This is a genomic window from Lederbergia galactosidilytica (assembly GCF_017873565.1).
GTDB lineage: Bacteria > Bacillota > Bacilli > Bacillales > Bacillaceae_C > Lederbergia > Lederbergia galactosidilytica.
Genome location: NZ_JAGGKH010000006.1, coordinates 1 through 26,849, shown reverse-complemented (window position 1 = coordinate 26,849; position 26,849 = coordinate 1). Strand labels below are relative to the sequence as shown.

25 protein-coding genes, 1 other RNA gene, 1 pseudogene and 1 other annotated feature are annotated in these 26,849 nt (G+C 37.0%); of the genes and pseudogenes, 23 read left to right on the top strand and 4 right to left on the bottom strand.

Annotated elements, in window-relative coordinates; all coding sequences use genetic code 11:
- Positions 1-47: 47 nt before the first annotated feature.
- The 15 genes from J2Z23_RS07595 (at position 48) to nth (ending at position 16,314) form a co-directional block, all read left to right on the top strand.
- Positions 48-389, top strand: coding sequence for a nucleotide pyrophosphohydrolase (locus J2Z23_RS07595; RefSeq protein ID WP_057988250.1), 342 nt, complete (start codon positions 48-50; stop codon positions 387-389).
- Complete coding sequence (gene dapB, locus J2Z23_RS07590) at positions 386-1,189, top strand: 4-hydroxy-tetrahydrodipicolinate reductase (RefSeq protein ID WP_057988248.1); 804 nt, start codon at positions 386-388, stop codon at positions 1,187-1,189. The genes J2Z23_RS07595 and dapB overlap by 4 nt, the downstream gene beginning before the upstream one ends.
- 425 nt (positions 1,190-1,614) lie before the next feature.
- On the top strand, positions 1,615-2,331 hold the full coding sequence (gene bshB1 / locus J2Z23_RS07585; protein WP_057988247.1) for a bacillithiol biosynthesis deacetylase BshB1: 717 nt from the start codon (positions 1,615-1,617) through the stop codon (positions 2,329-2,331).
- On the top strand, positions 2,328-3,455 hold the full coding sequence (bshA, locus tag J2Z23_RS07580) for an N-acetyl-alpha-D-glucosaminyl L-malate synthase BshA (protein WP_057988245.1): 1,128 nt from the start codon (positions 2,328-2,330) through the stop codon (positions 3,453-3,455). Before bshB1 ends, bshA begins: the two co-directional genes overlap by 4 nt.
- Before the next feature lie 13 nt (positions 3,456-3,468).
- Complete coding sequence (locus J2Z23_RS07575) at positions 3,469-4,686, top strand: CCA tRNA nucleotidyltransferase (RefSeq protein WP_057988243.1); 1,218 nt, start codon at positions 3,469-3,471, stop codon at positions 4,684-4,686.
- Complete coding sequence (locus J2Z23_RS07570) at positions 4,647-5,627, top strand: biotin--[acetyl-CoA-carboxylase] ligase (protein ID WP_128747546.1); 981 nt, start codon at positions 4,647-4,649, stop codon at positions 5,625-5,627. The genes J2Z23_RS07575 and J2Z23_RS07570 overlap by 40 nt, the downstream gene beginning before the upstream one ends.
- Before the next feature lie 293 nt (positions 5,628-5,920).
- A complete protein-coding gene (panB, locus tag J2Z23_RS07565) occupies positions 5,921-6,754 on the top strand; it encodes a 3-methyl-2-oxobutanoate hydroxymethyltransferase (RefSeq protein ID WP_064468334.1) in 834 nt (277 codons plus the stop codon).
- A gap of 1 nt (position 6,755) precedes the next feature.
- Complete coding sequence (panC, locus tag J2Z23_RS07560; RefSeq protein WP_057988239.1) at positions 6,756-7,607, top strand: pantoate--beta-alanine ligase; 852 nt, start codon at positions 6,756-6,758, stop codon at positions 7,605-7,607.
- A gap of 13 nt (positions 7,608-7,620) precedes the next feature.
- Positions 7,621-8,004 (top strand): aspartate 1-decarboxylase, encoded by a 384-nt coding sequence (panD, locus tag J2Z23_RS07555; protein WP_057988237.1) that lies wholly within the window; start codon positions 7,621-7,623, stop codon positions 8,002-8,004.
- Between the two features lie 474 nt (positions 8,005-8,478).
- On the top strand, positions 8,479-11,280 hold the full coding sequence (dinG, locus tag J2Z23_RS07550; protein ID WP_209973601.1) for an ATP-dependent DNA helicase DinG: 2,802 nt from the start codon (positions 8,479-8,481) through the stop codon (positions 11,278-11,280).
- A 213-nt stretch (positions 11,281-11,493) separates the two neighbouring features.
- A complete protein-coding gene (locus J2Z23_RS07545; protein WP_057988233.1) occupies positions 11,494-11,973 on the top strand; it encodes a cell wall elongation regulator TseB-like domain-containing protein in 480 nt (159 codons plus the stop codon).
- Between the two features lie 17 nt (positions 11,974-11,990).
- The gene (locus J2Z23_RS07540; RefSeq protein ID WP_238482660.1) at positions 11,991-13,181 is read left to right on the top strand and encodes a pyridoxal phosphate-dependent aminotransferase; all 1,191 of its coding nucleotides are present in this window, start codon (positions 11,991-11,993) and stop codon (positions 13,179-13,181) included.
- A gap of 40 nt (positions 13,182-13,221) precedes the next feature.
- The gene (gene asnS / locus J2Z23_RS07535; protein ID WP_057988230.1) at positions 13,222-14,514 is read left to right on the top strand and encodes an asparagine--tRNA ligase; all 1,293 of its coding nucleotides are present in this window, start codon (positions 13,222-13,224) and stop codon (positions 14,512-14,514) included.
- 432 nt (positions 14,515-14,946) lie between these two features.
- Positions 14,947-15,639 (top strand): DnaD domain-containing protein, encoded by a 693-nt coding sequence (locus J2Z23_RS07530; protein WP_057988228.1) that lies wholly within the window; start codon positions 14,947-14,949, stop codon positions 15,637-15,639.
- A gap of 9 nt (positions 15,640-15,648) precedes the next feature.
- Positions 15,649-16,314: an endonuclease III gene (gene nth / locus J2Z23_RS07525; protein WP_057988226.1), complete on the top strand. Its 666-nt coding sequence runs from the start codon at positions 15,649-15,651 to the stop codon at positions 16,312-16,314.
- A gap of 117 nt (positions 16,315-16,431) precedes the next feature.
- On the opposite strand, the gene J2Z23_RS07520 is transcribed toward nth, so the two are convergent.
- Together J2Z23_RS07520 and recU are read right to left on the bottom strand one after the other, a co-directional pair.
- On the bottom strand, positions 16,432-19,089 hold the full coding sequence (locus tag J2Z23_RS07520) for a transglycosylase domain-containing protein (RefSeq protein ID WP_209973599.1): 2,658 nt from the start codon (positions 19,087-19,089) through the stop codon (positions 16,432-16,434).
- Between the two features lie 26 nt (positions 19,090-19,115).
- Positions 19,116-19,727 (bottom strand): Holliday junction resolvase RecU, encoded by a 612-nt coding sequence (recU, locus tag J2Z23_RS07515; RefSeq protein ID WP_057994269.1) that lies wholly within the window; start codon positions 19,725-19,727, stop codon positions 19,116-19,118.
- 426 nt (positions 19,728-20,153) lie between these two features.
- Here recU and J2Z23_RS07510 point away from each other — a divergent pair, with 426 nt between their 5' ends.
- The 3 genes from J2Z23_RS07510 to J2Z23_RS07500 all read left to right on the top strand — a co-directional run bounded on the left by J2Z23_RS07510 (position 20,154) and on the right by J2Z23_RS07500 (position 21,403).
- Positions 20,154-20,351, top strand: coding sequence for a hypothetical protein (locus tag J2Z23_RS07510; RefSeq protein WP_057988220.1), 198 nt, complete (start codon positions 20,154-20,156; stop codon positions 20,349-20,351).
- Between the two features lie 176 nt (positions 20,352-20,527).
- A complete protein-coding gene (locus tag J2Z23_RS07505; RefSeq protein ID WP_209973597.1) occupies positions 20,528-20,890 on the top strand; it encodes a YppE family protein in 363 nt (120 codons plus the stop codon).
- A 57-nt stretch (positions 20,891-20,947) separates the two neighbouring features.
- A complete protein-coding gene (locus tag J2Z23_RS07500) occupies positions 20,948-21,403 on the top strand; it encodes a YppG family protein (RefSeq protein ID WP_057988216.1) in 456 nt (151 codons plus the stop codon).
- A gap of 89 nt (positions 21,404-21,492) precedes the next feature.
- Here J2Z23_RS07500 and J2Z23_RS07495 read toward each other — a convergent pair whose 3' ends face one another.
- Positions 21,493-21,954: an Hsp20/alpha crystallin family protein gene (locus tag J2Z23_RS07495; protein ID WP_082881358.1), complete on the bottom strand. Its 462-nt coding sequence runs from the start codon at positions 21,952-21,954 to the stop codon at positions 21,493-21,495.
- A gap of 305 nt (positions 21,955-22,259) precedes the next feature.
- Here J2Z23_RS07495 and J2Z23_RS07490 point away from each other — a divergent pair, with 305 nt between their 5' ends.
- From J2Z23_RS07490 to J2Z23_RS07475, 4 genes are all read left to right on the top strand, one after another.
- Positions 22,260-22,562, top strand: a complete 303-nt coding sequence (locus J2Z23_RS07490) for a CotD family spore coat protein (RefSeq protein WP_057988212.1) — start codon at positions 22,260-22,262, stop codon at positions 22,560-22,562.
- A gap of 776 nt (positions 22,563-23,338) precedes the next feature.
- On the top strand, positions 23,339-23,641 hold the full coding sequence (gene gpsB / locus J2Z23_RS07485) for a cell division regulator GpsB (RefSeq protein WP_057988209.1): 303 nt from the start codon (positions 23,339-23,341) through the stop codon (positions 23,639-23,641).
- 73 nt (positions 23,642-23,714) lie between these two features.
- Positions 23,715-24,104: RNase P RNA component class B (gene rnpB, locus J2Z23_RS07480), an RNA gene on the top strand.
- A 128-nt stretch (positions 24,105-24,232) separates the two neighbouring features.
- Positions 24,233-24,406, top strand: a complete 174-nt coding sequence (locus tag J2Z23_RS07475; RefSeq protein ID WP_165589657.1) for a hypothetical protein — start codon at positions 24,233-24,235, stop codon at positions 24,404-24,406.
- Between the two features lie 160 nt (positions 24,407-24,566).
- On the opposite strand, the gene J2Z23_RS07470 is transcribed toward J2Z23_RS07475, so the two are convergent.
- Complete coding sequence (locus J2Z23_RS07470; protein ID WP_057988208.1) at positions 24,567-25,652, bottom strand: bifunctional 3-deoxy-7-phosphoheptulonate synthase/chorismate mutase; 1,086 nt, start codon at positions 25,650-25,652, stop codon at positions 24,567-24,569.
- Positions 25,653-25,948: 296 nt separating this feature from the next.
- Positions 25,949-26,176: a binding site (T-box leader), on the top strand.
- Between the two features lie 452 nt (positions 26,177-26,628).
- Here J2Z23_RS07470 and J2Z23_RS07465 point away from each other — a divergent pair.
- Positions 26,629-26,849 (top strand): annotated as a pseudogene (locus tag J2Z23_RS07465) (group II intron reverse transcriptase/maturase); the annotation flags it as partial.

Here is a 26,849-nt window from a genome sequence, read left to right as displayed (position 1 = left end):
AAGTGGTTTAAGCTTACATTGTGATCATGATGGAAAGGTTGATTATTATGAGTAATCCAAAAACAATCCAAGCTTTACAAAAAGAAGTTGATGATTATATCAGCCAGTTTAAAGAAGGATATTTTAGTCCGCTGGCTTTAACAGCACGATTAACAGAAGAATTAGGCGAATTAGCACGTGAGATTAATCATTACTATGGTGAAAAGCCAAAGAAGTCTTCTGAAGAAGAAAAAACAATAGAGGAAGAATTAGGTGATTTATTATTTGTCACGATTTGCATGGCCAATTCATTAAACATTGATTTACAAACAGCCCATGATCGGGTGATGAATAAGTTTAATACAAGAGATAAAGATAGATGGACAAAAAAAGAGGGGGAAACGGAATGACTGATCTAATTAAGATTGTAATTGCAGGGCCACGTGGAAGAATGGGGCAAGAGGCGGTTAAACTTGTGGAAGAAACTGAAAATTTCCAATTGGTAGCTGTAATAGACCATAAAAATAATGGGAGGAAGCTAGCTGATATTTTTCCAACAACCCAGTCACAGGTAAAAGTGTATACAGATATAGAAGATTGCTTTCAAAATGAGCAAGCCGATGTTTTAATTGATTTAACTACTCCTGAAACTGGCTATTTACATACAAAAACAGCTTTACTACACGGGGTAAGACCCGTAGTCGGTACAACTGGATTTACTCAAGATGAATTAACAGAACTTAAAAACTTAGCTGAAGAAAAGGAACTTGGCTGTATTATTGCTCCCAACTTTGCAATTGGGGCCATTCTAATGATGAAATTTTCTCAAATGGCTGCGAAATATTTTCCCGATGTGGAAATCATGGAGATGCACCATGATCAGAAATTAGATGCACCATCAGGAACTGCTGTAAAAACAGCAGAAATGATCAAAGAAAATCGCCTGTCTCATCAACAAGGTCATGAAGACGAAAAAGAAACAATTGGGGGAGCAAGAGGCGCTGATTATGATGGGATGCGAATTCATAGTGTTCGTCTTCCAGGCCTTGTTGCCCATCAACAAGTTTTATTTGGGGCAGAAGGTCAAACTCTTACTATACGTCATGATTCCTATAATCGAGCCTCATTTATGTCAGGTGTAAAAGTTTCCGTTGAAACAATTATGTCTTTAGATACGTTAGTCTATGGTCTAGAACATATTCTTGTATAAAAGTTGTTCAAAAATCCCGGTAAAGGTGGAGCTTTGATTAAGTACTGACACTTGTACAATGTACCTCTGAGTTTCAATGTACAGAAGGATCTAGGGGCGAAGATTAGTGATCACTGTCGGGGGTAATAGCTGCCAGAAGCCGCTTTGTTGAACATACACATTAATTACGAAATTTAGAGGCTGGGACAAAACTAAAATGTTAAGCTCAAGAACGGACCATACATCACTATAGAGAAGGAAATATGCGTTGACTTTTGTGGAAAGTAAAGTTTGGCAAGACCTCAAAAGGCAAAAGTCTGAAGAGACTTGACGCTCGCCCGTAGCATAAGAGGTATATTTCCGGAGCGGGTTATACGATAGTGGTTCAGTTCTTTGGTGAAAACACTTTTGTTCCGCCCTCTTTTAAAGAAGGGGTAATAAGAGATATGAGTGATCATGGTATTGATGTTCTTGCTTTCGGCGCTCATGCGGACGATGTAGAGATCGGGATGGGTGGGTCTTTAGCAAAATGGACAAACATAGGGAAAAAAATTGTCATATGTGATTTGACGGAAGCAGAGCTTTCTTCCAATGGAGATGTGAACACTAGACGAGCAGAAGCCGAAAAAGCGGCAAAGACACTTGGTGTTAAGGAAAGAGTGAATCTAAAATTTCCTGATCGCGGGTTGAGTATAACAGATAAGTATATTCGAGATATGGTACAAGTTATTCGTGAATATCAACCTAAGGTTATTTTTGCTCCTTACTATAAAGACCGTCATCCTGACCATGAACATTGTTCACAGTTGGTAACTGAAGCTTTTTTTTCTGCGGGAATAAGAAAATATATGGCTGCAGGTGAAGCGAAAGCTCATAAACCAGCTTTTTTATATCACTATATGATTAATGGTTTTACAACACCAACTTTCATGGTCGATATTACAAAATATATAGAGCAGAAAGTACAAGCTCTTCAAGCATATCAGTCACAATTTTTTATGCCGCAGAACGGTGTTAAAACTCCCTTAACGGAGGGATATATTGAAACGGTAACAGCACGGGAAAAGTTATTTGGAAAAGAAGTAGGGGTTGCGTTCGCGGAGGGATTTGTGTCAAATAAACCATTATTAATACAAAACGATATTTTCGGTGAGAAATTATGAAGATAGGTATTACTTGTTATCCTACTGTCGGTGGTTCAGGTGTTATAGCGACGGAACTTGGACAGCTATTAGCTGAAAAAGGTCATGAAATTCATTTTATTACGTCTAATGTACCGTTTCGTCTAAATGTTTTACATCCTAATATATTTTTTCATCAAGTATCAGTCAATCAATACTCGGTCTTCCAATACCCTCCTTATGATATTGCATTGGCGAGTAAAATGGCAGAGGTGATAAGAAGAGAAGAGCTTGATCTTCTACATGTTCATTACGCTATTCCCCATGCAGTTTGTGCAATCTTAGCAAAGCAAATGGTTGATCGAGATGTTAAAATTGTGACTACATTACATGGGACGGATATTTCCGTGCTTGGTTATGATCCTACTTTGGTAGAAGCGATCAAATTCGGAATAGAAAAATCGGATGCTGTCACTGCTGTATCTCATGCACTAAAGATGCAAACGAATGATCTAATTCAACCTGATAAAGATATACATGTTATTCATAATTTTATTGATGAACGAGTTTATCATAAAGTGAATGCGGAAAAGTTGAAAGAAGCTTATGGTATTCTTCCAGATGAAAAGGTGTTAATTCATGTCTCTAATTTTCGACCGGTCAAAAGAGTTGATGATGTTGTAGAAGCATTTGCCAAAATTGCTCAAGAAACCCCAGCAAAACTATTGCTAATTGGAGATGGACCGGAAAAGTCAAAATTATGTCGTCTAACAAATGAGTTGAATATTGAAGACAAAGTATTATTTTTAGGAAAACAAGATCATTTGGAGGAATTATACTCGATCAGTGATCTAATGTTGCTTTTATCGGAAAAAGAAAGCTTTGGCTTAGTCGCTTTAGAAGCAATGGCTTGTGGGGTGCCATGTATTGGAACGAATATTGGTGGGATACCCGAGGTAATAATGGATGGTTTTAATGGTTATCTTTGTGATATAGGGGATTTAGAGACGATTGCTGAAAAGGCCGTTTTAATCCTCACGAATCCGATCTTATACAATCAATTTTCGGAAAATGCGACCGTTACCCCTGAAAAATATTTTCCTTCTCATATGATTGTGCAGCAATATGAACAGTTATATGAAACTCTTATCGAAAAGGTAGAATAAGGAGTTTATAATGATGGACAGATTATTCATCGAGGCTAAGCCGGTCATTCAGCAACTAAAGAACGCAGGATATGAAGCATACTATGTTGGTGGAGCAGTGAGAGATTATCTTCTTAAGAGAGAAATTCATGATATCGATATTGCTACATCGGCCACTCCATTAGAAATAAAATCCGTTTTTCCTACTACGGTTGATGTCGGGATTGAACATGGAACTATATTGGTCATTTATGAGAAAAAGGGTTATGAGATCACAACATTTCGGGCAGAAACTAAATATATTGATTTTCGTAGACCAGAAGATGTCATGTTCATTCGTTCTTTAAAAGAGGATTTACAACGTCGAGATTTTACAATCAATGCTATGGCTATGGACGAGGAAGGAAATATTATCGATCCTTTTAATGGGCAGGAAGATATTAAAAAGAAATGTATCAAAACCGTCGGTTCCCCGACGGAGCGTTTTGGCGAAGATGCCCTTCGACTAATGAGAGCCGTTCGCTTTGTCAGCCAACTTGGCTTTAAACTTGATATGGGAACAGAAGAAGCTTTAATCGAACAAGCTCCTTTGCTCCAATATATTGCGATAGAAAGAATCCTGATGGAGATGGAAAAGCTGTTAACAGGAAAGTATGTAAAACAAGCATTAAAAATAGCCAGAAAAACACAGCTACATGAATATTGGCCTGCTATTTTTAAGCAGGATCATGTAATAGATCAGATAGTTGAAATGCCTATTGAGGAATTAGACAATAGGCACTTATGGTTATTAGCTTTGTATTTAGGCAAAACTGAAGAACCGCAAAAACAATTTAAAAAATGGAAAATGCCAATGAAAGAAATAAAGAAGCTCCTTCGCGCACTTACATTCTTGAATTGGCGCATGAATAGTAAATGGACAAATGTTCAACTATACAGAGCAGGTAAGGAGATTGCTGTAATGGTTGAAAAATTAGTTCAAGTCTTGCAATATGAAAAACCACAATCAATAGAAGCAATAATTGATAAAAAGTTTGCTGAATTTCCTATTACAGACCGTTCTCATTTGGCAATCACTGGAACAGATATCTTAGAGTGGACCGAGCAAACACCAGGTCCATGGGTAAGCCAATTATTGAATCAACTTGAAGAGGAGATTCTTAATAAGAATCTTCCAAATGAGCGGGAAATGATTCGGAGGTGGGTCAAAGGTTGGGAAAATCAATCAAGAGACAAATGTTCGAAGCATTAGCTGAAGCAGAGGGGCATTATCTATCAGGCCAACGGCTTGCCGATTTAATTGGTTGCTCTAGAACAGCAATCTGGAAAAATATAGAGGAATTAAGAAAATCCGGTATTGAAATTGAAGCGGTTCGAAAAAAAGGATATCGTTTGATTCATTTACCAGATGGACTTACTGAAAATGAAATTCTCTATGGACTGGAAACAAAAATTTTAGGGAAGAAAGTGTTTCATTTTGACACTACTCCTTCTACTCAGTTGATTGCTCATCAAGAAGCAGCTAAAGGTGCACCAGAAGGGACGATGATCGTTTCAGAGGAACAAACAAGTGGAAAGGGAAGAATGTTGCGTGATTGGCATTCATCTAAACAAAAAGGAATATGGATGAGTCTAATCCTACGACCAATCTTGCCTTTGGAAAAAGCCCCACAATTTACACTTATTGCAGCCATCGCTGTTGCGAAGGCGATCGAAGATATTACAGGGCTGGAACCACAGATCAAATGGCCTAATGACTTATTATTGAACGGAAAGAAAGTAACAGGGATTTTAACGGAATTACAAGGAGAAGCAGATCAAATAAATTATTTAATTATCGGTATGGGGATTAATGTAAACCAAGAAAGCAAAGACTTCCCCGACGAGTTGCAAGAAAAAGCTACATCTTTATTGATCGAATCTGGAGAAAAAATAAAGCGAAAAATACTTGTCCAGCATATTTTGAAGAATTTAGAGAAATATTATTTGATTTACATAGAAAAAGGTTTCACACCAATTAAGATTATTTGGGAAGCATATGCGGTTAGTATTGGTAAAACAATAACTGCACAAACTAGCAGGGAAAATATAACGGGGATTGCTGAAGGGATTACTAATGATGGCGTCCTCATGATCCGTGATCGGGACAATCAACTTCATTATATTTACTCAGCAGATATTCTTATTCATTAATGGTCAGATGATTAGGATTTTGTTATAATTTATTTGGGCAGTATCCTAAACGAACTGCACCCTATATATCATGAGCGTAAGCATAGATAGCGCTTGTACCACATTCCTGGTACTTGTGCTGTTCTAATCTGCCTTGATCCATTTTGTGACTGGGACAGAGGACCTGAAATAATGAATGAGAGATGTAGGAGTCCTTCTGTCAAATTACAGGGGGCTCCTTTGCTATTTTAGAAGCTATCATCCCCCATCTCGCATTTCATTACGGTATCCTCGCCAAAAAAGGAGGAGACGAAATGAAAAAAGTAACTGATTTTCAGCAAATGAAGCAAGCGAAAGAAAAAATTGCTATGGTGACTGCATACGATTTTCCACAAGCTAAACTTGCCGAGCAAGCGGAAGTCGATTTGCTGCTTGTCGGAGATTCTCTCGGTATGGTCGTTTTAGGCTATGATTCTACCGTGCCAGTGACTCTAAACGATATGGTTCACCATACGAAAGCAGTTAAAAGAGGAGCAAATCATACGTTTATCGTCGCTGATTTGCCGTTTATGACTTACCATACTAGTAAAGTCGAAGCAATGAAGTCAGCCGCTATGCTGATGCAAGAAGGTGGGGCACACGCTGTTAAGGTTGAAGGGGGAGGAGAGGTAATTGAAACCATTCGTGCTTTGACGACAGCTGGTGTCCCCGTGATGGGGCATTTGGGACTTACACCACAAACAGCTGGTGTTTTAGGTGGCTATAAGGTCCAAGGAAAAACCGCAGAAGCTGCAACCTCTTTAGTTGAAGAAGCAAAAAAATGTGAAGAAGCCGGGGCATTTGCCCTTGTACTTGAATGTATTCCGCAACAACTAGGACAGATTGTCACTGAGAGCATTTCAATTCCGACAATTGGAATAGGAGCGGGAAGTGGAACTGATGGTCAAGTACTTGTTCTTCATGATTTAGTTAATTTCGGAGTTGATCGTGTTGCTAAGTTTGTGAAACAATACAGCAATGTAAATCACACGATTGAAACTGGGATCCGTGAATATATTAAAGATGTAAAGCAAGGGACTTTTCCAGATGATCATTATTCATTTACTATGAATGAAGCTGAGCTAGACTTATTGTATGGGGGAAAATAGAATGAAGATTTTCACCAAGAAAAAGGATTTGCAAGAACATATCCAAACTTTGAGAACAACTGGAAAAACGGTAGGATTCGTTCCGACAATGGGCTTTTTACATGAGGGACACTTAAAATTAGTGGAAAAATCTGTAGCTGATAATGATTGCACCGTCATGAGTATTTTTGTGAATCCATTGCAGTTTGGTCCTAAGGAAGATTTTCATGCTTATCCAAAAGATCATGATCAAGACCAACGTTTAGCTGAAAATGCTGGGGTCAATATTTTATTTATGCCAGATGTTGCGGAAATGTATAGTCAAGAACATCCATTTAGGATCACTGTATTACAACGGACTGATCAGCTTTGTGGTAAAAGTAGGCCTGGACATTTTGACGGGGTTGCCACGATCTTAATAAAATTATTCCATATCGTACATCCACAACGGGTATATTTTGGTTTAAAAGATGCTCAGCAAATATCGGTAGTTGATTCACTGATCGAATATTTTGAATTTCCCATCGAGCTCATCGCTGTAGAGACAGTAAGAGAACAAGATGGTTTAGCGCGTAGCTCTAGAAATGTGAATTTAACTAATTTAGAGCGTAAAGAAGCTCCCTCTCTTTATAAGGCATTACAGATTGGTAAGCAACTAATTGATGAGGGAGAAAAAAATATAGGCAATGTTATAGAAGTGGTTTCTAATTATATAGAAAAAAATACGAGTGGAAAAATTGACTATATTGACCTCCTTAGTTTTCCAGAATTACAGCCACTACAGCTAGTTAAGGGAAAAGTGATCCTAGCGATCGCAATTCAATTTTCTCAAGCACGGTTAATAGATAATATTATTCTAAATGTTAAGGAGTAAGGAGGGATTAAAAATGTTTCGTACTATGATGAATGGAAAAATTCATAGAGCAACAGTTACGGAAGCGAATCTGAATTATGTTGGTAGTATTACGATTGATCGGGATATTCTTGATGCCGTTGATATGGTAGCAAATGAAAAAGTCCAAATTGTCAATAATCATAATGGAGCTCGCTTTGAGACTTACATTATTGAAGGGGAAAGGGGTTCTGGTGTCATTTGTGTCAATGGTGCTGCAGCTCGCCTCGTCCAACCTGGTGATATAATTATTATTATCTCCTATGCGCTGATCGCGGCAGATAAATTGGTCTCTCATCAACCTAAAATTGCAATTATGACAGAAAGTAACCAAATTAAAGAATTGATTCATCATGAACCAGAGTCAACCTTTTCTTAATGGATTCACAATTTGCCAGTCCTTGGAAAATAGGACTGGTTTTTTAGGCTCTAGCTCAAGCGCCCAGCCACCAGCAAGCTTTCGGTGACTGCATGCGTAATTCAACTTCGATACACCCTTTGATGTCGCCACAGGCGGTAAGGGGCTCGCGTTCAAATATCCTGAACCCGGGAAGGGAACATTAGCTTGTCGCCCCTAAACAACCGCCTTCCGCATTTCGTGGTTCATCGTGTTTCCTTCTCTCAGGTCAATAGGATGTTGGGCAGAACTGGCGTTGCGATTTTTGCCGTTCAACCTTATTATCCAAGTTTGTAGGGCGCTAAACGAGCGCTTGCGCTTTTCTTACCATGTATAGAAAGATATGGTACAATGATGAGGATAAATTAAAACTTCAATTAGTAAATAGTAAATGAGTTAATGCTCCCAAAAGCTAAACTGGGAAGTATGGGCTAGATTTAAAAAGGTGAGATCAGAATGTCACAAAAATATGTTGTTGTTGACTTAGAGACAACGGGGAATATGTGGGAAAAAGGAGATCGTATCATTCAATTATCCGCGGTAGTGATTCAACACTCCGAGATCATTGATCAGTATACAACCTTTATTAATCCAGGTATTTCTATCCCTCCTTTTATTGCTGAACTAACAGGAATAGAAGATGGTATGGTAGAAGAAGCGCCTCGTTTTTGCGAAATTGCTGAGAAGCTCCAAAAATTACTTAGTAATGCTGTGTTTGTTGCACATAATGTGTTGTTTGATTTAGGCTTCTTACGCAAAGAAATGGAAGAAGCAGGATACTTTAATGTTTTTTCAAATGCAATTGATACAGTAGAATTAACTAAAATACTGATGCCAGAATCTCCAAGCTATAAATTATCTGAGCTCTCAGATGTATTAGGATTTGATCATGATCGACCACACCAAGCAGATAGTGACGCTTTAGTCACAGCGGAATTACTCTTAATGTTAATTGAAAAAGCGAAACAACTACCTGTTGTTACATTAGAAAAATTAACTGAGCTTGCCTTTTATTTAAAAAGCGATATTGGGCCTTTATTTCATGAACTTCTAAAGGAACAAGAAGCAAAGATAGAAAATTTAGCAGAAGATTTGGAAGTCCATCGTGGAATTGCCCTTAAGAAGAAGAGTTTTCCAATAAACAGCCAAGACATAGAAAAACATCCCTATCCAGTGACTCAGGAAGAAAAAGTCCAAGTACTTGCCTCTCATATTGCTGGCTTTCAAGCTAGAGAAATGCAGTTTGATATGATGGATACAATTCATGAAGCCTTCGTTGAACAAAAGCATACGGTGATTGAAGCAGGAACTGGAACTGGAAAATCATTGGCCTATTTACTTCCTGCTCTTTATGTTGCTATTGAAAAGCAGCAGCCAGTTATGATCAGTACATATACAACGCAAATGCAAGAACAAATATTAAACAATGAAATCAGGAGATTAGAAAAAGCAGTTTCATTTCCAATTCAGGCTTGCATTGTAAAAGGAAGAAATCATTATATTAATTTACTGAAATTTGAACAAACCTTACGTGAACAAGAGAAGCACTATGATATTGTTCTGACAAAAATGCAAATTCTAGTCTGGCTGACGCGAACGGAAACCGGTGACTTAGATGAATTAAATTTCACTAGTGGAGGCCATTTGTTCAGATATAGAATACAACATGATGGCTGGTTTATGGAGAAAAATAAGGATGCTTGGCTTTCAAGAGATTTTTATCTTTTCGCGCGTGAAAAAGCTTTATATTCCAATATTATTATTACGAATCACTCTATGTTACTCTTAGATACAGAAAAGGATATTCTTCCCAATTATCAATATGTAATTATTGATGAAGCTCACCACCTTGAGAGAACCGCCCGAAAATGCTTTGGTGAGAAATTAGAATATAATTCAGTGAAATATTGGATTGGTCGATTAGGGACGATGGAAAAGAATTTTTTCTTTAAAACATTAGAAACACTAATCAAAAATAAAAATTTAAAACCAACTACTCACTCTACGGAGTTAGAAGAAGCATTCCTATACATGGATGAAGAATTAGACATTTTATACGCGCAATTAAGTAAATTATTAGTCGTTTCAAGACAAAACAGAACTTTGCAAACGAAAAAAGATCTTCTGCGGATTACGAATGATATGAAAACAAATTCAAATTGGCGTTCAATTGTTATGTGTGCAGAGAGAGTATATGATCAACATCAACTTATAAAAAATGGATTAGAAGAGCGACTACACTTAATTCGAGACAAGAAAGAGAAACTAGTCCTAGCTGAACAGGCTTTTATTGAGGAAATGAATAGTTTTATTCAAAAATGGGCTACGATTGGTGCAAAGATAAAAGACATTTTCATTTCACCTGCTGAAGAAAATATTTTATGGTTACAAGGCGATTTAAAAGCACTGCCGAATAGTATTACGATTCGAAATGAGCCGGAAGAGATTGGTTCAATCTTAAAGGAAAATTTATTTGCACAAAAACAATCGGTTGTTTTAACATCTGCTACCTTATCGATCGAAGGATCTTTGCGCTTCTTTTTAGATGAATTAGGACTTGCTGAGAATGAAATTGTCCAGAAAATATATCCCTCTCCTTTTAAATTCGATGAAATGGCAAAACTACTAATCCCGACAGATTTACCCGAAATTCGAGGCCAAGCGATGGATCATGATATCGAAATGATTGCTAGTCACTTGTCAGCCATTGCAGAGGTAACGAATGGGAGAATGTTAATTCTTTTTACTTCTTATGATATGTTAAAAAAAACGTATTACTTAGTAAAAGATGCAGGTTGTTTAGAAGATTATGCAATTTTAGCGCAGGGGATATCAACTGGGAGCAGATCGCGTTTAATTAAAAACTTTCAACAATTTAATAAGGCAATTCTTTTTGGAACTAGTAGCTTTTGGGAAGGGGTAGACATACCTGGAAAAGATCTATCTTGTCTTATCATCGTGAGACTTCCATTTGCCCCGCCTGATGAACCAGTTACAGAGGCAAAATATGAAACCATTAAGGAAAAAGGAATGAATCCATTTACTACTTATGCCTTACCACAAGCTGTACTCCGCTTCAAGCAAGGATTCGGTAGACTTATACGAGGTGAAAAAGATCGGGGCGTTGTGGTAGTTTTTGATAAGCGATTAGATACAACATCTTACGGAAAAGTATTTTTAAAATCTATACCACCGATCCCAGTTGAAAAGGGGCCCCTACCTGTCATATTGAACCAAATTCAACAATGGCTTGATTGAGGCTGATGAACACAGCCTCAATCATGTGGGCTAAAATTTAATTTTAAAACGCAAAATCCATCATCATTCAACAAAATTCCTGTTATAATGATGGAAAGCATTGCTTATCTAATAGTATGACCGTTTTATTAGGTGATATAATGACATTTTTTGTGTATAAACTCAACACATAAAGTGAAAATGTAAAGGAATGATGGTAGTGAGAAGGCACGCATGAAAAAGTGGATTTTAATTGGAACAGCAAGCGTCTTTCTTGTAGTTTTGGTACTCTTTGTTTATATATATCAAACGAGTCGTGCTCCATTAAAGGATATGAGATCATATGCTGAAGAGAGGGCGAAAACGGAAGCCAAACTAACAAAAATTGATGAATTTTACTTATATAATGGCGCTGAGACTCATTATGTCATTGTAGGTGAAGACAAATCAGGAGAGCAACTTGCCGTCTGGATTCCCGAAAAGAAAAAAGAAAAAATTGTTAAGAAGAAAATGGCAGATGGTATTTCAAAGCAAGATGCTATTGCAAAATTGAATCAAGAAGAAAAACCGCAGAAAATAATGGGAGTTAGGCTCGGAATGGAAAAGAATTTACCACTTTGGGAAATTTCTTACCTTGATGAACAGTCTCATCTCAATTATTATTACATTCATTTTGATACTGGAAAATGGTGGCGGAAAATTGAAAATTTATAGCAGAGAGAGGAATTATCATGACGATTAAATTAGCAAACCGTGTTGAAACCTTAACTCCATCCACAACATTGGCCATTACTGCAAAAGCAAAAGAATTAAAAGCACAAGGGATGGATGTAATTGGTCTTGGAGCAGGAGAGCCTGACTTTAATACACCAAGCAATATTATTGAAGCAGCTTATAGATCGATGAAAGAAGGGAAAACAAAATATACCCCTGCTGGAGGATTACCGGAACTAAAGCAGGCAATCATTACAAAACTAAAGAATGATCAAGGTCTCGAATATGCTCCTTCGGAAGTAATCGTTGGGAATGGGGCCAAGCATATTCTTTATACTTTATTTCAAGTTCTTTTAAATCCTGGTGATGAAGTCATTATCCCAACGCCTTATTGGGTCAGTTATCCAGAACAAGTAAAACTAGCTGAAGGAACACCTGTTTATGTAAAAGGTGAAGAACGGCAAGACTTTAAAATAACACCAGAACAGTTAGAAGAGGTTATTACACCTAAAACAAAAGCCTTTGTATTAAATACACCAAGTAATCCAACAGGTATGCTCTATACTAAAAGTGAATTGGCTGCTTTAGGTGAAATTTGCTTAAAACATCAAGTTACAATTGTTTCAGATGAAATCTATGAAAAATTAATTTATGGGAACAATACTCATACATCAATTGCAGAGATTTCTCAGGAATTAAAGGAGAGCACTATTTTGATCAATGGTGTTTCCAAATCACATTCCATGACGGGGTGGAGAATAGGCTATGCGGCTGGAAACAAAAAACTAATTGCTGCTATGACAGACCTTGCTAGTCACTCTACTTCTAATCCAACAACTACTTCTCAATTTGGAGCAATTGAAGCTTATAATGGACCACAAACAGCTGTGGAAACAATGAAGAAAGCTTTTGAAGAAAGATTAAATATTATTTATCCAAAGCTTATTTCTATTCCAGGTGTTCAATGTAAAAAGCCGCAAGGAGCCTTCTACTTATTTCCTAATGTGAAGGAAGCTGCAAAATTAACAGGGTATGAAACAGTTGATCAATTTGTTACAGGGTTATTAGAGGAAGCTCTAGTAGCGGTAGTACCGGGATCTGGTTTTGGTTCCCCTGATAACATCCGCTTATCTTATGCAACATCCTTAGAGAATTTAGAAGAAGCGGTCAATAGAATCCATACCTTTATTCAAAATAAAATGAAATAAATTAAAGTAAATTTTTTGCGATTATGAAAGGACGACTAGTATGAAAGTATCGATTTCAGAAGTTAGTAAATATGTAGGACAGGAAGTTACTATTGGGGCATGGTTAGATAATAAACGTTCAAGTGGAAAAATTGCTTTTCTGCAACTGCGAGATGGAACAGGATTTATCCAAGGAGTAATGGTTAAAAGCGAAGTGGACGAATCTATTTTTCAAACGGCCAAATCACTATCACAAGAAACCTCCCTATTTGTAACAGGTGTTGTTCAAGAAGATAGTCGTTCTTCATTCGGGTATGAATTATTAGTATCAAATATTGAAATTATTCAAGAGGCAACGAATTATCCGATTACACCTAAAAATCACGGCACTGAATTTCTAATGGATCATCGTCATTTATGGCTTCGTTCCAGACGTCAACATGCTGTAATGAAAATTAGAAACGAAATTATCCGTGCTACATATGAATTTTTTAATTCACATGGATTTGTTAAAATTGACCCACCGATTTTAACTGGAAGTGCTCCAGAAGGAACGACAGAGCTTTTCCACACAAAATATTTTGATGAAGATGCTTTCCTCTCGCAAAGTGGACAGTTATATATGGAAGCCGCAGCTATGGCGTTAGGGAAAGTATTTTCTTTCGGTCCTACCTTTAGAGCAGAGAAATCAAAAACTCGTAGACATCTAATTGAATTTTGGATGATTGAACCTGAGATGGCCTTTTATAACTTTGAGGATAGCCTAAAAGTACAAGAAGAATATGTAGCATTTATCGTCCAATCCGTATTAAAAAACTGTTCTTTGGAATTAGAAAGACTGGGAAGAGACACAACGAAGTTAGAAAAAGTAGTAGCTCCATTCCCACGTATTACGTATGATGATGCAATTAAATTTTTACATGAGCAGGGCTTTGAAGATATACAATGGGGAGATGATTTCGGCGCTCCTCATGAGACGGCAATTGCTGATCATTTTGATCAACCCGTGTTTATTACGAAATACCCAACGAAAATTAAGCCATTTTATATGCAGCCAGATTCTGAAAATGATGAGGTTGTCCTTTGTGCGGATATGATTGCTCCTGAAGGTTACGGAGAAATCATTGGTGGCTCTGAAAGAATTCATGATTTTGAATTAATGCAGAAGAGAATGGAAGACCATCAATTACCAAAAGAAGCTTATGAATGGTATTTGGATATTTCACGATATGGATCAGTACCACATTCAGGTTTTGGATTAGGTTTAGAGCGGACTGTTGCTTGGATAGCTGGTGTGGAACATGTTCGAGAAACTATACCATTCCCACGTTTGCTAAATCGGTTATATCCATAATAGTATTATTCAGTGAGTCAATAGGAAACCATATTGCTCGTTTATGAAAACATCAAGATAAAGAGACTATCCACGATGGTTAGTCTCTTTCATTCATATGGATTCTTTTCCATAGAAGAGCGTGTTCAAAACAGAAGGAGAAGGATCGAGTCGGATAAAAGCGCTGACGTCCGACATTAGTACATCCTGTACGGCGACGCAGTTACGAGTAGCGGAATATATGTATTTAGATACATGAGCACAAGGTCTCCGAATGAAAAGTTTTTTCTTTTCCGAGGAGCGCAAAAACAAGCTAGCTTTCACTGGAAGTGAGGACTTCGTCGTTCGACACAGGCAGTGTTGGCACTTAGTCGAGGATCCTTTATCCCGAAGCGTCATTTTTACCGGACTTTTTGAACAGCCTCTAGAAAACGTAAAGCGAGGTGTCATAAAATGGATCAAGACATAATGGTATCCTGGATTGAAGCAGGAACAATTCAAATTCCTGTTTTGCTCATTCAAAAATATCGAAACTTAGGATTGGATGAAAAAGAACTTTCTTTACTTCTTCAGATTATTGCATACAAAGAAAAAGGAAATGATTTTCCCACACCTGAACAAATTGCTGAGAAAATGACGATTACTCATAATGAATGTTCATCAATTCTTCGAAAACTTGTTCAGCATGAAATGATTAAAATTGAACAGCAAAGTGATAAAGGTTTAGGGTTTGATCAATATTCTCTTACCCCTTTATGGTATAAGCTCGCTGAAGAAATGATAAAAGAAAGAAAACATGAAAATTTTGGAAATATATTAGAAGAAGAACAAAATTTATTTACCATTTTTGAAAACGAATTTGGCCGTCCTTTATCGCCGATGGAATGTGAATCATTGGCAATGTGGATCGATCAAGATGGACAAGAGCCAACATTGATAAAAGCCGCTTTAAAAGAAGCAGTTATGTCCAATACGCTTAATTTCCGCTATATTGATCGGATCTTATTTGAATGGAAGAAAAACGGCATACAGACAGTAGAGCAAGCAAAGATTCATAGTTCCAAATTCAGACAAAAAACAAAAGCCAGCAAACCAACGCATTCAACATCAAAAACAATGCCTGTTTATAATTGGCTTGAGCAATAAGGTGATAGAATGTTAAATAAACAAGAAATCCGTTTTTGCTTGGACGAGATGGGAGAAATGTTTCCTGATGCTCATTGTGAGCTCCTTCATTCAAACCCTTTTGAACTCGTCATAGCAGTTTCATTATCTGCCCAATGCACGGATGCATTAGTAAATCGAGTAACAAAACAATTATTTAAAAAATATAAAACGCCTGAAGATTATTTAGCAGTTCCTTTAGAAGAATTGCAAACGGATATCCGATCGATTGGATTGTTCCGTAATAAAGCAAAAAATATTCAAAAGCTAAGTAAAATGCTGATAGAGGAGTATGGGGGAGAGGTTCCCACAACTCGTGAAGAACTCGAAAAATTACCTGGTGTTGGAAGAAAAACAGCGAACGTCGTTTTATCAGTTGCATATGGTATCCCAGCTATCGCTGTAGATACGCATGTAGAACGGGTCAGTAAGCGTCTAGCCTTTTGTCGTTGGAAAGATAGTGTGCTAGAAGTTGAAAAGACTTTAATGCGGAAGGTTCCAGAAGATGAATGGTCAGTTACTCATCATCGAATGATTTTCTTTGGACGCTATCATTGTAAAGCACAAAATCCGCAATGTTCAACTTGTCCCTTAAACGAGATATGTAGAGAAGGGAAAAAACGACTAAAAAAGAAAGCGCAAGGTACTCTTAAGTAAAATAAATCCGTTTAGTGGAATAGAAACAATAAAAGCGCCAAGTTGCTCTTATGTAAGAGTACTTGGCGCTTTTATTTATCCTATATAATATGTTGGGAAGAGCTGAATAGTGAACAACTATTCGGCTTCCTCCGAATTAGAAGCGTCTTGATCAGGGTTATCTTCTGGAACATCATTATTTGTAGGTTGACCCGGATCTTCATCCTCAACTTGCTCATTATTATCTTGCTCTTTATCTTGTTCATTATCTCCTTCAGACTGATTATCTTCAGGCTGTTCTGCTTTTTCCTCTTCATTTCCCTCTTCTTGTTCTTGTTGCTGGTCATCTTTCTCTTCTTCCTCTTGAGTGCTGTCTTCCTCAGGAGGGGTTGTTTCTTCTTCCTCTTTTTCGACTTCCTCTTCCTTTTCCTCTTCTTTAGGAACAGTAACACTTGCTGTACCAGCACTACTTTTCTGACCTTCAAAAATAGCTATTACTTCTATACTATAAGTTTTTTCAGGCTCAACATCTTTTAGAATGTAACTCCTTTCTGATAACTGTCCGAGAGATTTTTTCTCCCCGTCAATTTTTATCGAGACATCAAAGGCTAAGCCTTTTTTATCCTTATCTGGGTGATTCCAATTAAATTCTATTTGATTTGAGTCATTATTATACTTCCCATTTACTGAAGGTGTGTCTAATTTATCAAAGTTCGTAGATGTCTCTTTAGGTTCCGTTCCAGTTACAAAATATTCATAAACAATATTACTTTCTGGGGTATATTTACTTGGTTTTTTCGCTGGATTGGATCCTTTCTCAACAGCCGCTTTTACAACACTTTTCGGCATCTCAAAATCAGGAGTATCTACATCTTGTGAGACGTGAGTCATTAAATTTCGATACAATTCCTTAGCAATTTGCTGATCATTAGTTCCTGCTCGTAAAGGTTTTTTTCGATTTTCGTAACCCGTCCAAACAGCGATTGTATAATTGGTTGTATATCCCGCAAACCAGGCATCAGGAACATCACCTTGATTTAGACCGAGTTCCTCTATTTCTTCCTGAGTATAATTCGTTGTTCCTGTTTTTCCGGCTGCTGGTAGACCAGGAATAATTGCACCACTGCCAGTTGCCCCAGCTTTACTTGAAATTACATCTTTTAGCATGCTTGTGACCATAAATGCTGTAGAATCTTTCATGGCAAGCTGCGGTGAAACTTTATTGACAATTTCTGTTTCATTGTCTTTCAAGATAATTTTCTTAACGGTATGCGGTTTGTTATACATACCTTCATTACCAAAAGCTGCATAAGCACCTGCTAGTTTTAAAGGTGATACATCGGCAATGGCGCCAATGGAAGCTGATTCATTCTCAATTTTGTCGTATTCCAATCCAACTTTCTCAGCAAAGTCACGAACATTGTCATTACCAGCGGCTTGGAAAGCTTTTAGGGCTGGAATATTCCGTGATTTATACAAGGCTTCACGTATGGACATTTGCCCTCCGTACTTTTGGTCCCAATTTCGAATCGGTTGGCCTGTCGTATACTGATAAGGTTCATCGACTATTTGCTCATAGGTTGACCAATTTAAATATTCGATCGCAGGTCCATAGTCAAAGATTGGCTTAATTGTAGAACCTGGTTGGCGTTCTGAAAGGGTCGTTGCAAAGTTACGTCCCCGTTTTATATCTTTATAACGATTTCCGCCAATCGCACGAATTTCGCCTGTTTTAGTGTCTGTTAGTACGAGACCTGCTTGCATTTCATCATCAGGAAATTGGACAACATCATTATCAAAAAACATTTTTTCCGTATACTCTTGTGCAGCTGGATCCAATGTCGTATGAATTGTTAAACCATCTGTGTATACATTATAATCACCGATTTCTTCAACTTCACGAATCACTTGATCAACAAACGAATCATATTTATAAGGGGTCCCTTTATTTTCTTCTTTAGGTATAAGTGTATCAGTTATCGATTTATTTTGAGCTGCTTCCATTTCTTCCTTCGAAATTTTTCCATGCTGTCTCATTAAGGACAAAACCGTGTTTTTCCTGCGATCAGCATTTTCGGGATGCACATAAGGATCATACCGACTAGGCGATTGGGGAATACCCGCTAAAAAGGCACGTTCCTGTAATTCTAATTCGTCTAAGTCTTTGTCAAAGTAATACTCTGCTGCTGTCGCGATTCCATTAACACCATTCGCATAATAAATTTTGTTCACATAAATTTCAAAAATTTGTTCCTTTGAATATTCTTTTTCTAATTTAATTGCTAACCAGGCCTCTTGAGCCTTTCTTTTTAATGTCTTATCTTCAGATAAAAACGATAGTTTGACAACTTGTTGTGTAAGAGTTGAAGCACCTTCCGCACCAAAACCGCGCGTAACATTGGCTAGAACAGCACCGGCGAGTCTTCTAAAATCAATCCCACCGTGTTTAAAAAAGCGTACATCTTCTGTTGCTAGAACAGCATCGATCATCTCAGTTGGAATCTTATCATATTCAATATAATCACGATTTTCTGTTCCTACTACAGCAAAGACATCTCCGTTGACATCAAGCAATTCTGAGGCAACCGGATCAATGAGTAAAACATCATCAACAGGTGGGGCGTCTTTTGCATAAATGGCAAAGGTTGTTCCACCAGCAACAACACCTATGATACCTAGAATAAAAATAGTTAAAAATATTGTTTTAAAGATTTTTCTAGCCTTTTTCGGCTGTTTCTTTTTATTTGAAGGTTGTTTCTTTTTACGTTCAACCCGACTTTGGTAATTTTCTGCCATATGGAGTTTCCTCACTTTCAAAGATGTTAAAGAAGGTTTAATTTTTGGACGGTTTTTATATAGTCAATTCTCGGATGTAATCCATACGGGATTTTAATCCCATCTTTTATAATCTCATCCTTCTTTATTGATTTTCGCCCTCCTTTAACCATTCGTTCCCAATAAAAGAATAAAACTTTCCCTTCTAGAAGAAAAATTTCATCAGTTGTCACAAATCTTATGATCACAAATGTAATTCCTTCTTGCTGTACTACACTTTTCATATGCTCAATTTGGTGTTCATGGAAATTTCTCAAAGGAAAAGAACTATTACTCTTTGTTTCTTTTGCCTCAAAATCGATATATTTCCCATTCCAAACACCATTATAATCTGTAGTGGATGCTTGCCTAAAATATGCTTCTTTAATAACAGCCGCACTTCTTGAAGGATAATCGACATTTACAATTTGAACAGGAATCGGCTTCTTATGAACGACTGCGATATTATGGGTACGATAATACAGATTAGTCTCATTCAGATCTTCTTCTAATGTCATTCCTCTATTACTATATGAGCTCTGTTTACTTAACTGTTTATTGATATTTTTTACATTCGGAGTTCCTTGGTACTTTTTTCCGTTGGGATAATGAAAAACCATCATAACACACCTCTACCCAATTATATCATAGCTATCGAAAAGGAAAAATCTTACATATGGGAGTATAGCTTTTTTTTCTACATTTGTATATACGATTCATATTCAAAAAAGATACATGAAGTTTAGTTAAATGGACAGGTTAAAAACGATAAGGAAATTGAAAGCTAAGAAAGGATGATAAATATGGCAAAAAATAAACAAAATGAAGAAAAGAAAAGAATTAAAGACCAACCCACAAAAGCAGGTGAAGGGAATCCAAAGCTAAATGGTCCTAATCGTCCATCTACTTAAGATATGTCGAAAAAACGAAAAATAATAGAAGTATGACTTTGTTTGGCGAAACCGTTCTAGTTTTGTCAGCTGTGCAGGAAAAGTCAAAACAATGGTGAAATATTTATGCAAAGGGCGAGGGATGGAGGAAGGAATGTGACTAAAAAAGAATTGCTAAGCCGGTTGGAAGATCTTCAAATGCAGATGAATCAAGTCGAACAAATGTTGAAAGAAAAATCTGCATTAAGTAAAGGGCAGAAAACTGATCATGTTAAGCAAAGGGAATACAATACCGTCGTCAGTCTAGGGCAGGATAAAGTAAGAATAGAATCAGATTTCGCTTTAGCAAAATAACTGAAGGTGTTCGTTTGTTTTGCTTCGATAGCTTAATAACAGTAAAATGGAAAAGTAGCGGTCATTAGTCAGCTACTTTTTCGTTTTATTTTATAAAGCTTTTTTAATACATAATGAATATCTATGGTTTTCTATTAGATGTTATGGAAAATTATGAGCGAAAGAGGGGTGGGAAGATGGAAAAACATAAACTGAAAGAATTAACTGAGCAATTATTTAAATATAATAATGAGGCACATGAGACTTTTCTTAATCATAGGGAAACCGGCGAAAAAGGTGATTTTTTTCTAGAAGTAAAACCTTTTGCTGATCAGATAAAAATTATATGCGATGAGTGGGAACCTTTGGCGGTGAAATGGGCTCTTCAAGAAAAGCCAAAAAACCTTCATCCAATGCAGATTCGCAATACAGCAGAAAATATCCAGATGGTTTCGATACGGGCATTTTTCCCTGAGTCCAGTCTGAAAAGATTTATTTCTCATATTCAATCAATTGATTTTATATTGCGAAGAATGCTTGAAGAATTAGATAGAGAGTAGCACCAATTTCTATGGTTGGGCATAAGGTGTATTAGAAATTATAGAAGGAGGGGTAAAATGCAGCCATTTTCAATTTTAAACGGCCAGCAACAATATTATAGAAATGCCTATCCTTATGTTCATCCTTATCCCCCTAACCAGTATCCACCCAATTATCAACCAGGCATTCAATATGGAATGAATATCCCTTATGCTGCACCTTATCCAAGCCAATCATCACCAGGATATTTGCCGCAAAAACAATATAAAAATTCTGGTTATCTATTTCAAAATCCTCTACAATCGGATGAGGATTATCAGTACAATAATCAACCGATCCCCTATGCACAAAAACATTCGCCATTAAATCAAGCAAAACCAGCGACACCTTTTAATTCCATCATTCAGTCATTTAAATCTCAAGATGGGTCCTATGATTTTAATAAAATGGTCAACACTGCTGGTCAACTAGTGAATGCAATTAATCAAGTTTCTGGAATGGCAAAGGGGATAGGTGGTATGTTTAAACTTTAAAAAGGAATCGATTCTATCTAATCGATTCCTTTTTACTATCCCGAATTTTAGTTTCTGTATAGAGTCGACACACTTTCTGCAATGAAATTTTAATCAATCGATAGTTTTTTTCCTTTTTCTTTTGGGATTCTAATATTTAGAATCCCATCTTTATATTGAGCAACAGCTTTATGTTGGATTGTTGGTTTTGAAAGCGGAATCGTTCTGGAGGATTTATTCCAAATACCTTTTTTATAAAAGACATGGTTTTTTGCATCTTCTTTTTCAACCTTTTCTTGCTGATGAACAGTGATCGTGACATATTGTGGTAGTATTTCTAGTTCAATCTGTTCTTTTTTTACACCAGGGAGTTGTGCGTTAATAATATATTCCTTGCTATTTTCGGTGAAATCTACCGGAAATCCCCCAAATGGCTTTGCTTGAGTAAAAAAGTCATCCATACTTTGTAAGAGTCCTTGGTTCGGTGATTCTGTAAATAAGCGATCCATACTTCGAATTAAATGTTGAAATGATTCACTTAAGTGGTGGGCATTATTAGGCTTTTCCTTCAATTTTTGCACCTCCTATATAGTCTGTTGTATCGTATGAAAAGTGATTTTAAAGAGTTCAATAAAAATTTTTGTTTCTTGCTTCACTAGAAGAATAATTCCTCCCTTATGGAGCGTTCATTTCCCGGGTAAGCGCAATTTTCGACTTGTTTTGTTAAAAAAATTTACTGCTAGAAGGAGATACAAAGGAAATTTAGGAAGTATAATTATTTTTCTTTGAAATTGGGTTTTATGATTAGTACATGTATCCGTTCATTTACATAGGTTGTAAATGAAAGGAAAAGATGACAAGAGAGAGGAGCTTTTTTATGCATAGAAATTGTTGTAACAAAGTGTTACCAGCTATTGTTCATCCAACGAAATGTTGTGTGAATCATACGTGTCAAAACTATATTGTTCCAGAAATTCATCCTAGCCATACGACAACAGTTAATCATGAAAATTTTATTCATGAGCATTATTTCCCGCACACTCAGTCTGTGGTGAATGAAGTTACAAATCAACAAGTGATGATGCCTGGCCCAGGGCCGATGCCAGGGCCGGGATCAATGCAAGGTCCAGGTTTCGGGCCACGTCCAGGCTTTGGACCAAGACCAAATTTCCCATATTAATTTTATCGTGAGGCTGGGGCATATTGAAAATGTTAAGCATCAATGCAAACAATGCATTACTATAGCATAAGAAATATACGTAGACACTTGCGGGAGGTCGGCGTTGGTCATAGGACATGACCAACGTCGAACTAGAACATCGTGTTTGTAAAAGACATCGCACGAAGTTCCTTGAGAGCGAAAGCATAAGGAATCTCACTAGCCGCCCGCTGAAAGCGAAGTATATTTCCGAAGCTAGTTATTGCACCAAGTATTCATTTTTTCTTTGGTGAAAACACTTTTGTCCCAGCCTAATTTTTGTCAACTAAGAGTACAGCTTATGAAGCATTATCATATATATTTGAAGGGGGAAAAATTGCAATAAGCTCGGTAAGTGATTGTTAACTCCGTTTAGAATTAGGGAGAGAGAATGGACAAGCTTACTTTATTTGAAATTTTTTTAACTCTAGATGGATTGGATCAGCATTAGACGAATGATCTAGGAAGGTTCATTCGATATAGCAGATTTGCTAAAAAGACTAGAAATGAGCTCTTTGCGTCATAAGATAGAAAATAAAATACTAAAAAGAAAATAACTGGACTAGTGAAAACTTTTAAAAGCCTTTTAAGGTAGATATCAGCAAAAATAGTATTCATTATTTATAAAGTGAAAACTAATTATTTGTTCATACAGTCTTTTTTTATTTATAAAATTTCCATCTTGAAAAATTGACAAATTGACATTATTTTGGAAGAATAATGGTATGGTAGTGTGAATTTTAAGGTGGTGTTTTGGATTGTTAGCAGATCGACTGAAATTAACTGCTAAAGAAATTTTAGAAAAAGAATTTAAAACGAAGTTCCGCGGTTATAAACAAGATGAAGTAGATCAATTTTTAGATCAAATTATTAAAGATTATGAAGCAATGCATCAAGTAGTAGAAGAACTGCAGCAGGAAAATATTAAATTGAAAAAACAAGTAGGAGAACAATCACGTCGACAGCCACCAGCACAACCCGCTGGAACGACTAATTTCGACATTTTAAAGCGTCTTTCTAACTTGGAGAAACATGTATTTGGAAGTAAACTGGACGAATAATCGTCCTTTACTATTTTTTCCACTTGCATGTAAGCTAAAAAGAATATACAATAGTATCTTGGTATGAATCATAACATCTAGGTAATCGCTGCTCAATGCAGAGGAAAGTCCATGCTCGCACGGTGCTGAGATGCCCGTAGTGATCACGCCTAGCGAAACAATAAGCTAGGGCAACTAAGATTTTCTTGGTTGACGGCAGGGAAAACACCTACGTTATATATTCCATATAATATGGTGTTGGTACCTTTAAAGTGCCACAGTGACGTAGCTTTGTTGGAAACAACAAAGGTGGAACGAGGTAAACCCCGTGAGTGAGAAACCCAAATTTTGGTAGGGGAACTTTTTCGCAGGAAATGAACGAAGAAAAAGGCAAGTTTGACTTGCAGATAGATGATTACCACCGGAGTACGAGATCTGCCTATGATCGTTTGGAGTACGATGGAACAGAACATGGCTTATAAGATGTTATGATAGGCTCTCACCTTCTAATGGGTGAGTTTTTTTGTTGTCTAGAAGTATTGTAAATAAAAATTGAATAAATTCTTCCTCTCGGGAATATACTGTGAGTATATAAGGGAAGGGGAACGTTATATGACAAATAAATTAACAGAATTTGAGAAAATTTCTAAAGCACTGCAGTCGACATATCATTTATTAGACACGAGCAAGCAATATTCGCCCTCGGCAATAGAGGGACTAAAAGAAGCGGAAGATTGCTTAAACAAAGCAATAGATTATACGTTATTTGATAGAAAATATAACTAAATTCCCTACATAATAGAGAATTAAAAACTGCATAGTGAATATAAAAACAGCCTTGTTCAATTTACACAAGGCTGTTTTCATACAAATAACTAAAACCAATAACCCATACAAAAGGAGTGTTGTACAGCGCTAGCCAGCTCCCTTGTATAATTAAGCTATATTACAGAGCTGGTGCTTTTTGAATGACTTCTGCGAAGCCTTTAACTTCAGCCATAAATTGATTGAATTCATCAATATCCATTTGTTGTGCTGAATCTGAAAGAGCGACAGCTGGATCTGGATGTACCTCAGCCATTACTCCATCTGCACCAATCGCTAAAGCCGCTTTGGCTGCTGGAAGCAATAAATCTTTTCTACCTGTAGAGTGGGTTACATCAACAAGTACAGGCAAATGTGTTTCTTTCTTTAAAATAGGAACAGCGGAAATATCCAATGTATTACGCGTTGCTTTTTCGTAAGTTCTAATTCCTCTTTCACAAAGTATAATTTGGTTATTCCCTTGTGAAATAATATATTCAGCTGCATACATAAATTCTTCAATCGTTGCAGACAATCCACGCTTCAGTAATACGGGCTTTTGGACAGAACCGACTAATTTCAATAGTTCAAAATTTTGCATATTACGAGCACCAATTTGGATAACATCGACGTAATCTAAAGCTGATTCAACATCTCTTGTATCTAGAATTTCACTAATAATAGACATACCTTCTTCATCAGCAACACGACGGAGGATCTGTAAGCCTTCTAGACCTAATCCTTGGAAATCGTATGGAGAAGTTCGAGGTTTATAAGCGCCACCTCGCATTAGGGACAAACCTTGCTTTTTCATGGCTTGAGCAACAAGTTTCACTTGATCATAGCTTTCCACAGCACAAGGCCCCATAATAAAATGCTGGTTTCCATTTCCAATTTTTGTTTCGTTAATCTGAACAACTGTATTTTCCGGCTTCTTTTTACGAGATACGAGTAAAGCTTTACGGTTGTCATCTTCTTGGAGTTCCAAACTCGCCTTTAAAATTTGTTTGAAAATATGTTGAAGGGTTGATGTTTCAAATGGCCCCTTATTATGAGCCGCGACCATATCCATTATTTTTCGTTCTTGAACAGGGTCAAACCGTTTTACACCCTGTGTTTCTTTTTGTTTTCCAATTTCTTGAGCAATTTCTCCACGCTCATTTAGTAATTCTAGAATTTCAAGTGTTTTCTTTTCAATCTTATCACGCAATATTTCTAAATCTGACATCGTTAGCCCTCCTTGAATGTATTAAATGTTTTCTTCAATACTTCAACGCTGTGAAGCGTGTTAGAATTTTATATGTTGATAGCTCAATACGATAGACTGAAACAATTAAATTGTCAATAGAAAATTAAATAAATATTTTTAATATGAATACAATTCTATGTGATAAAACAAGGATTGGCAATCAAAAAAGCAAAAAAGATCAATTGAAAACGCTGTCAATAAGACTTGTTTAGAAAATAATGAAATTTTACTTTACAATGATTCAACATTATGATAAAAATTAAATTTAACAATACTTAAAAGCAAAGACGGGGCATAGTAGCTTCATGAACTTGTAGTTGCAGAGAACTGATGGTTGGTGTGAATCAGTACAAACATGAATGTGAATTACTCTCCTGAGCTTCTTTTTCGAACATTTGATTTCTCAAATTAGTAAAAAAAGACGGTCACAACCGTTATTTATTAAGAGAGGCGGGCAAAAGTCCGCAAATTAGGGTGGTACCGCGTAATATAACGTCCCTGCTTCGGCAGGGGCGTTTTTTATTAGTGCGCCCGGCATGGGCTATAACTTGGTGGTGAAAGTCCACTACAGGCTTGGCAGTAGGAACCGTTAGCTTAAGGCAAGGGTGTCCACCGTGAGGTGGAATCTGAAGGAAGCCGGCGGCAAAATCCCGAACCGACGGAGAGAAACTGCATATAAGGCTGAATTGGAATGGACGAGTTTGCTAAACAAAACAAAGTCCAATACTGCCCGAGTTCCATACAGTAAATGCAGCGGTTACATGGGAGGAAGGTTATAGCTCTTACCCGGGGAGGTCTTACAGGGGTTCCCGACAAGAGTGATGGAATATCGCACAGGAACAAACCGATCAGTGATGGCAGGTTGAACTGTAAGAAGTCAGCAGAAGCCATAGTAGTCCATAATGGATGAAGGGCTGAACAATAACAATCCTGGAAAGAAATGGAGGTAAGGACAGTGCAAAGACCACAGAAAACATCGACAGATGGCTGGTCGCAAAGGGATAGGTTGGAAACCGAAGAGTATGCGGGAGCGTGCAGTCCTGTCTTTACAGAAATGGAACAACGGGATGGTATCGATCTGATTGAAAAGATAGTAGACATCAACAACCTCTTTAATGCTTGCAAGAAAGTGAGGGCAAATAAAGGGGCACCGGGTGTCGACGAAATGACAGTAGA

What these genes read in the sequence shown, in the direction of transcription:
- bshA (WP_057988245.1), top strand. Translation starts at nt 2,328, where the DNA reads ATGAAGATAGGTATTACTTGTTATCCTACTGTCGGTGGTTCAGGTGTT.
- J2Z23_RS07500 (WP_057988216.1), top strand. Translation starts at nt 20,948, where the DNA reads ATGCAGCCATTTTCAATTTTAAACGGCCAGCAACAATATTATAGAAAT.
- J2Z23_RS07520 (WP_209973599.1), bottom strand. Translation starts at nt 19,089, where the DNA reads ATGGCAGAAAATTACCAAAGTCGGGTTGAACGTAAAAAGAAACAACCT.
- J2Z23_RS07490 (WP_057988212.1), top strand. Translation starts at nt 22,260, where the DNA reads ATGCATAGAAATTGTTGTAACAAAGTGTTACCAGCTATTGTTCATCCA.
- J2Z23_RS07540 (WP_238482660.1), top strand. Translation starts at nt 11,991, where the DNA reads ATGACGATTAAATTAGCAAACCGTGTTGAAACCTTAACTCCATCCACA.
- J2Z23_RS07545 (WP_057988233.1), top strand. Translation starts at nt 11,494, where the DNA reads ATGAAAAAGTGGATTTTAATTGGAACAGCAAGCGTCTTTCTTGTAGTT.
- J2Z23_RS07530 (WP_057988228.1), top strand. Translation starts at nt 14,947, where the DNA reads ATGGATCAAGACATAATGGTATCCTGGATTGAAGCAGGAACAATTCAA.
- panB (WP_064468334.1), top strand. Translation starts at nt 5,921, where the DNA reads ATGAAAAAAGTAACTGATTTTCAGCAAATGAAGCAAGCGAAAGAAAAA.
- asnS (WP_057988230.1), top strand. Translation starts at nt 13,222, where the DNA reads ATGAAAGTATCGATTTCAGAAGTTAGTAAATATGTAGGACAGGAAGTT.
- J2Z23_RS07475 (WP_165589657.1), top strand. Translation starts at nt 24,233, where the DNA reads ATGACAAATAAATTAACAGAATTTGAGAAAATTTCTAAAGCACTGCAG.
- dinG (WP_209973601.1), top strand. Translation starts at nt 8,479, where the DNA reads ATGTCACAAAAATATGTTGTTGTTGACTTAGAGACAACGGGGAATATG.
- dapB (WP_057988248.1), top strand. Translation starts at nt 386, where the DNA reads ATGACTGATCTAATTAAGATTGTAATTGCAGGGCCACGTGGAAGAATG.
- J2Z23_RS07595 (WP_057988250.1), top strand. Translation starts at nt 48, where the DNA reads ATGAGTAATCCAAAAACAATCCAAGCTTTACAAAAAGAAGTTGATGAT.
- nth (WP_057988226.1), top strand. Translation starts at nt 15,649, where the DNA reads ATGTTAAATAAACAAGAAATCCGTTTTTGCTTGGACGAGATGGGAGAA.
- bshB1 (WP_057988247.1), top strand. Translation starts at nt 1,615, where the DNA reads ATGAGTGATCATGGTATTGATGTTCTTGCTTTCGGCGCTCATGCGGAC.
- J2Z23_RS07575 (WP_057988243.1), top strand. Translation starts at nt 3,469, where the DNA reads ATGGACAGATTATTCATCGAGGCTAAGCCGGTCATTCAGCAACTAAAG.
- J2Z23_RS07470 (WP_057988208.1), bottom strand. Translation starts at nt 25,652, where the DNA reads ATGTCAGATTTAGAAATATTGCGTGATAAGATTGAAAAGAAAACACTT.
- J2Z23_RS07505 (WP_209973597.1), top strand. Translation starts at nt 20,528, where the DNA reads ATGGAAAAACATAAACTGAAAGAATTAACTGAGCAATTATTTAAATAT.
- panC (WP_057988239.1), top strand. Translation starts at nt 6,756, where the DNA reads ATGAAGATTTTCACCAAGAAAAAGGATTTGCAAGAACATATCCAAACT.
- panD (WP_057988237.1), top strand. Translation starts at nt 7,621, where the DNA reads ATGTTTCGTACTATGATGAATGGAAAAATTCATAGAGCAACAGTTACG.
- recU (WP_057994269.1), bottom strand. Translation starts at nt 19,727, where the DNA reads ATGGTTTTTCATTATCCCAACGGAAAAAAGTACCAAGGAACTCCGAAT.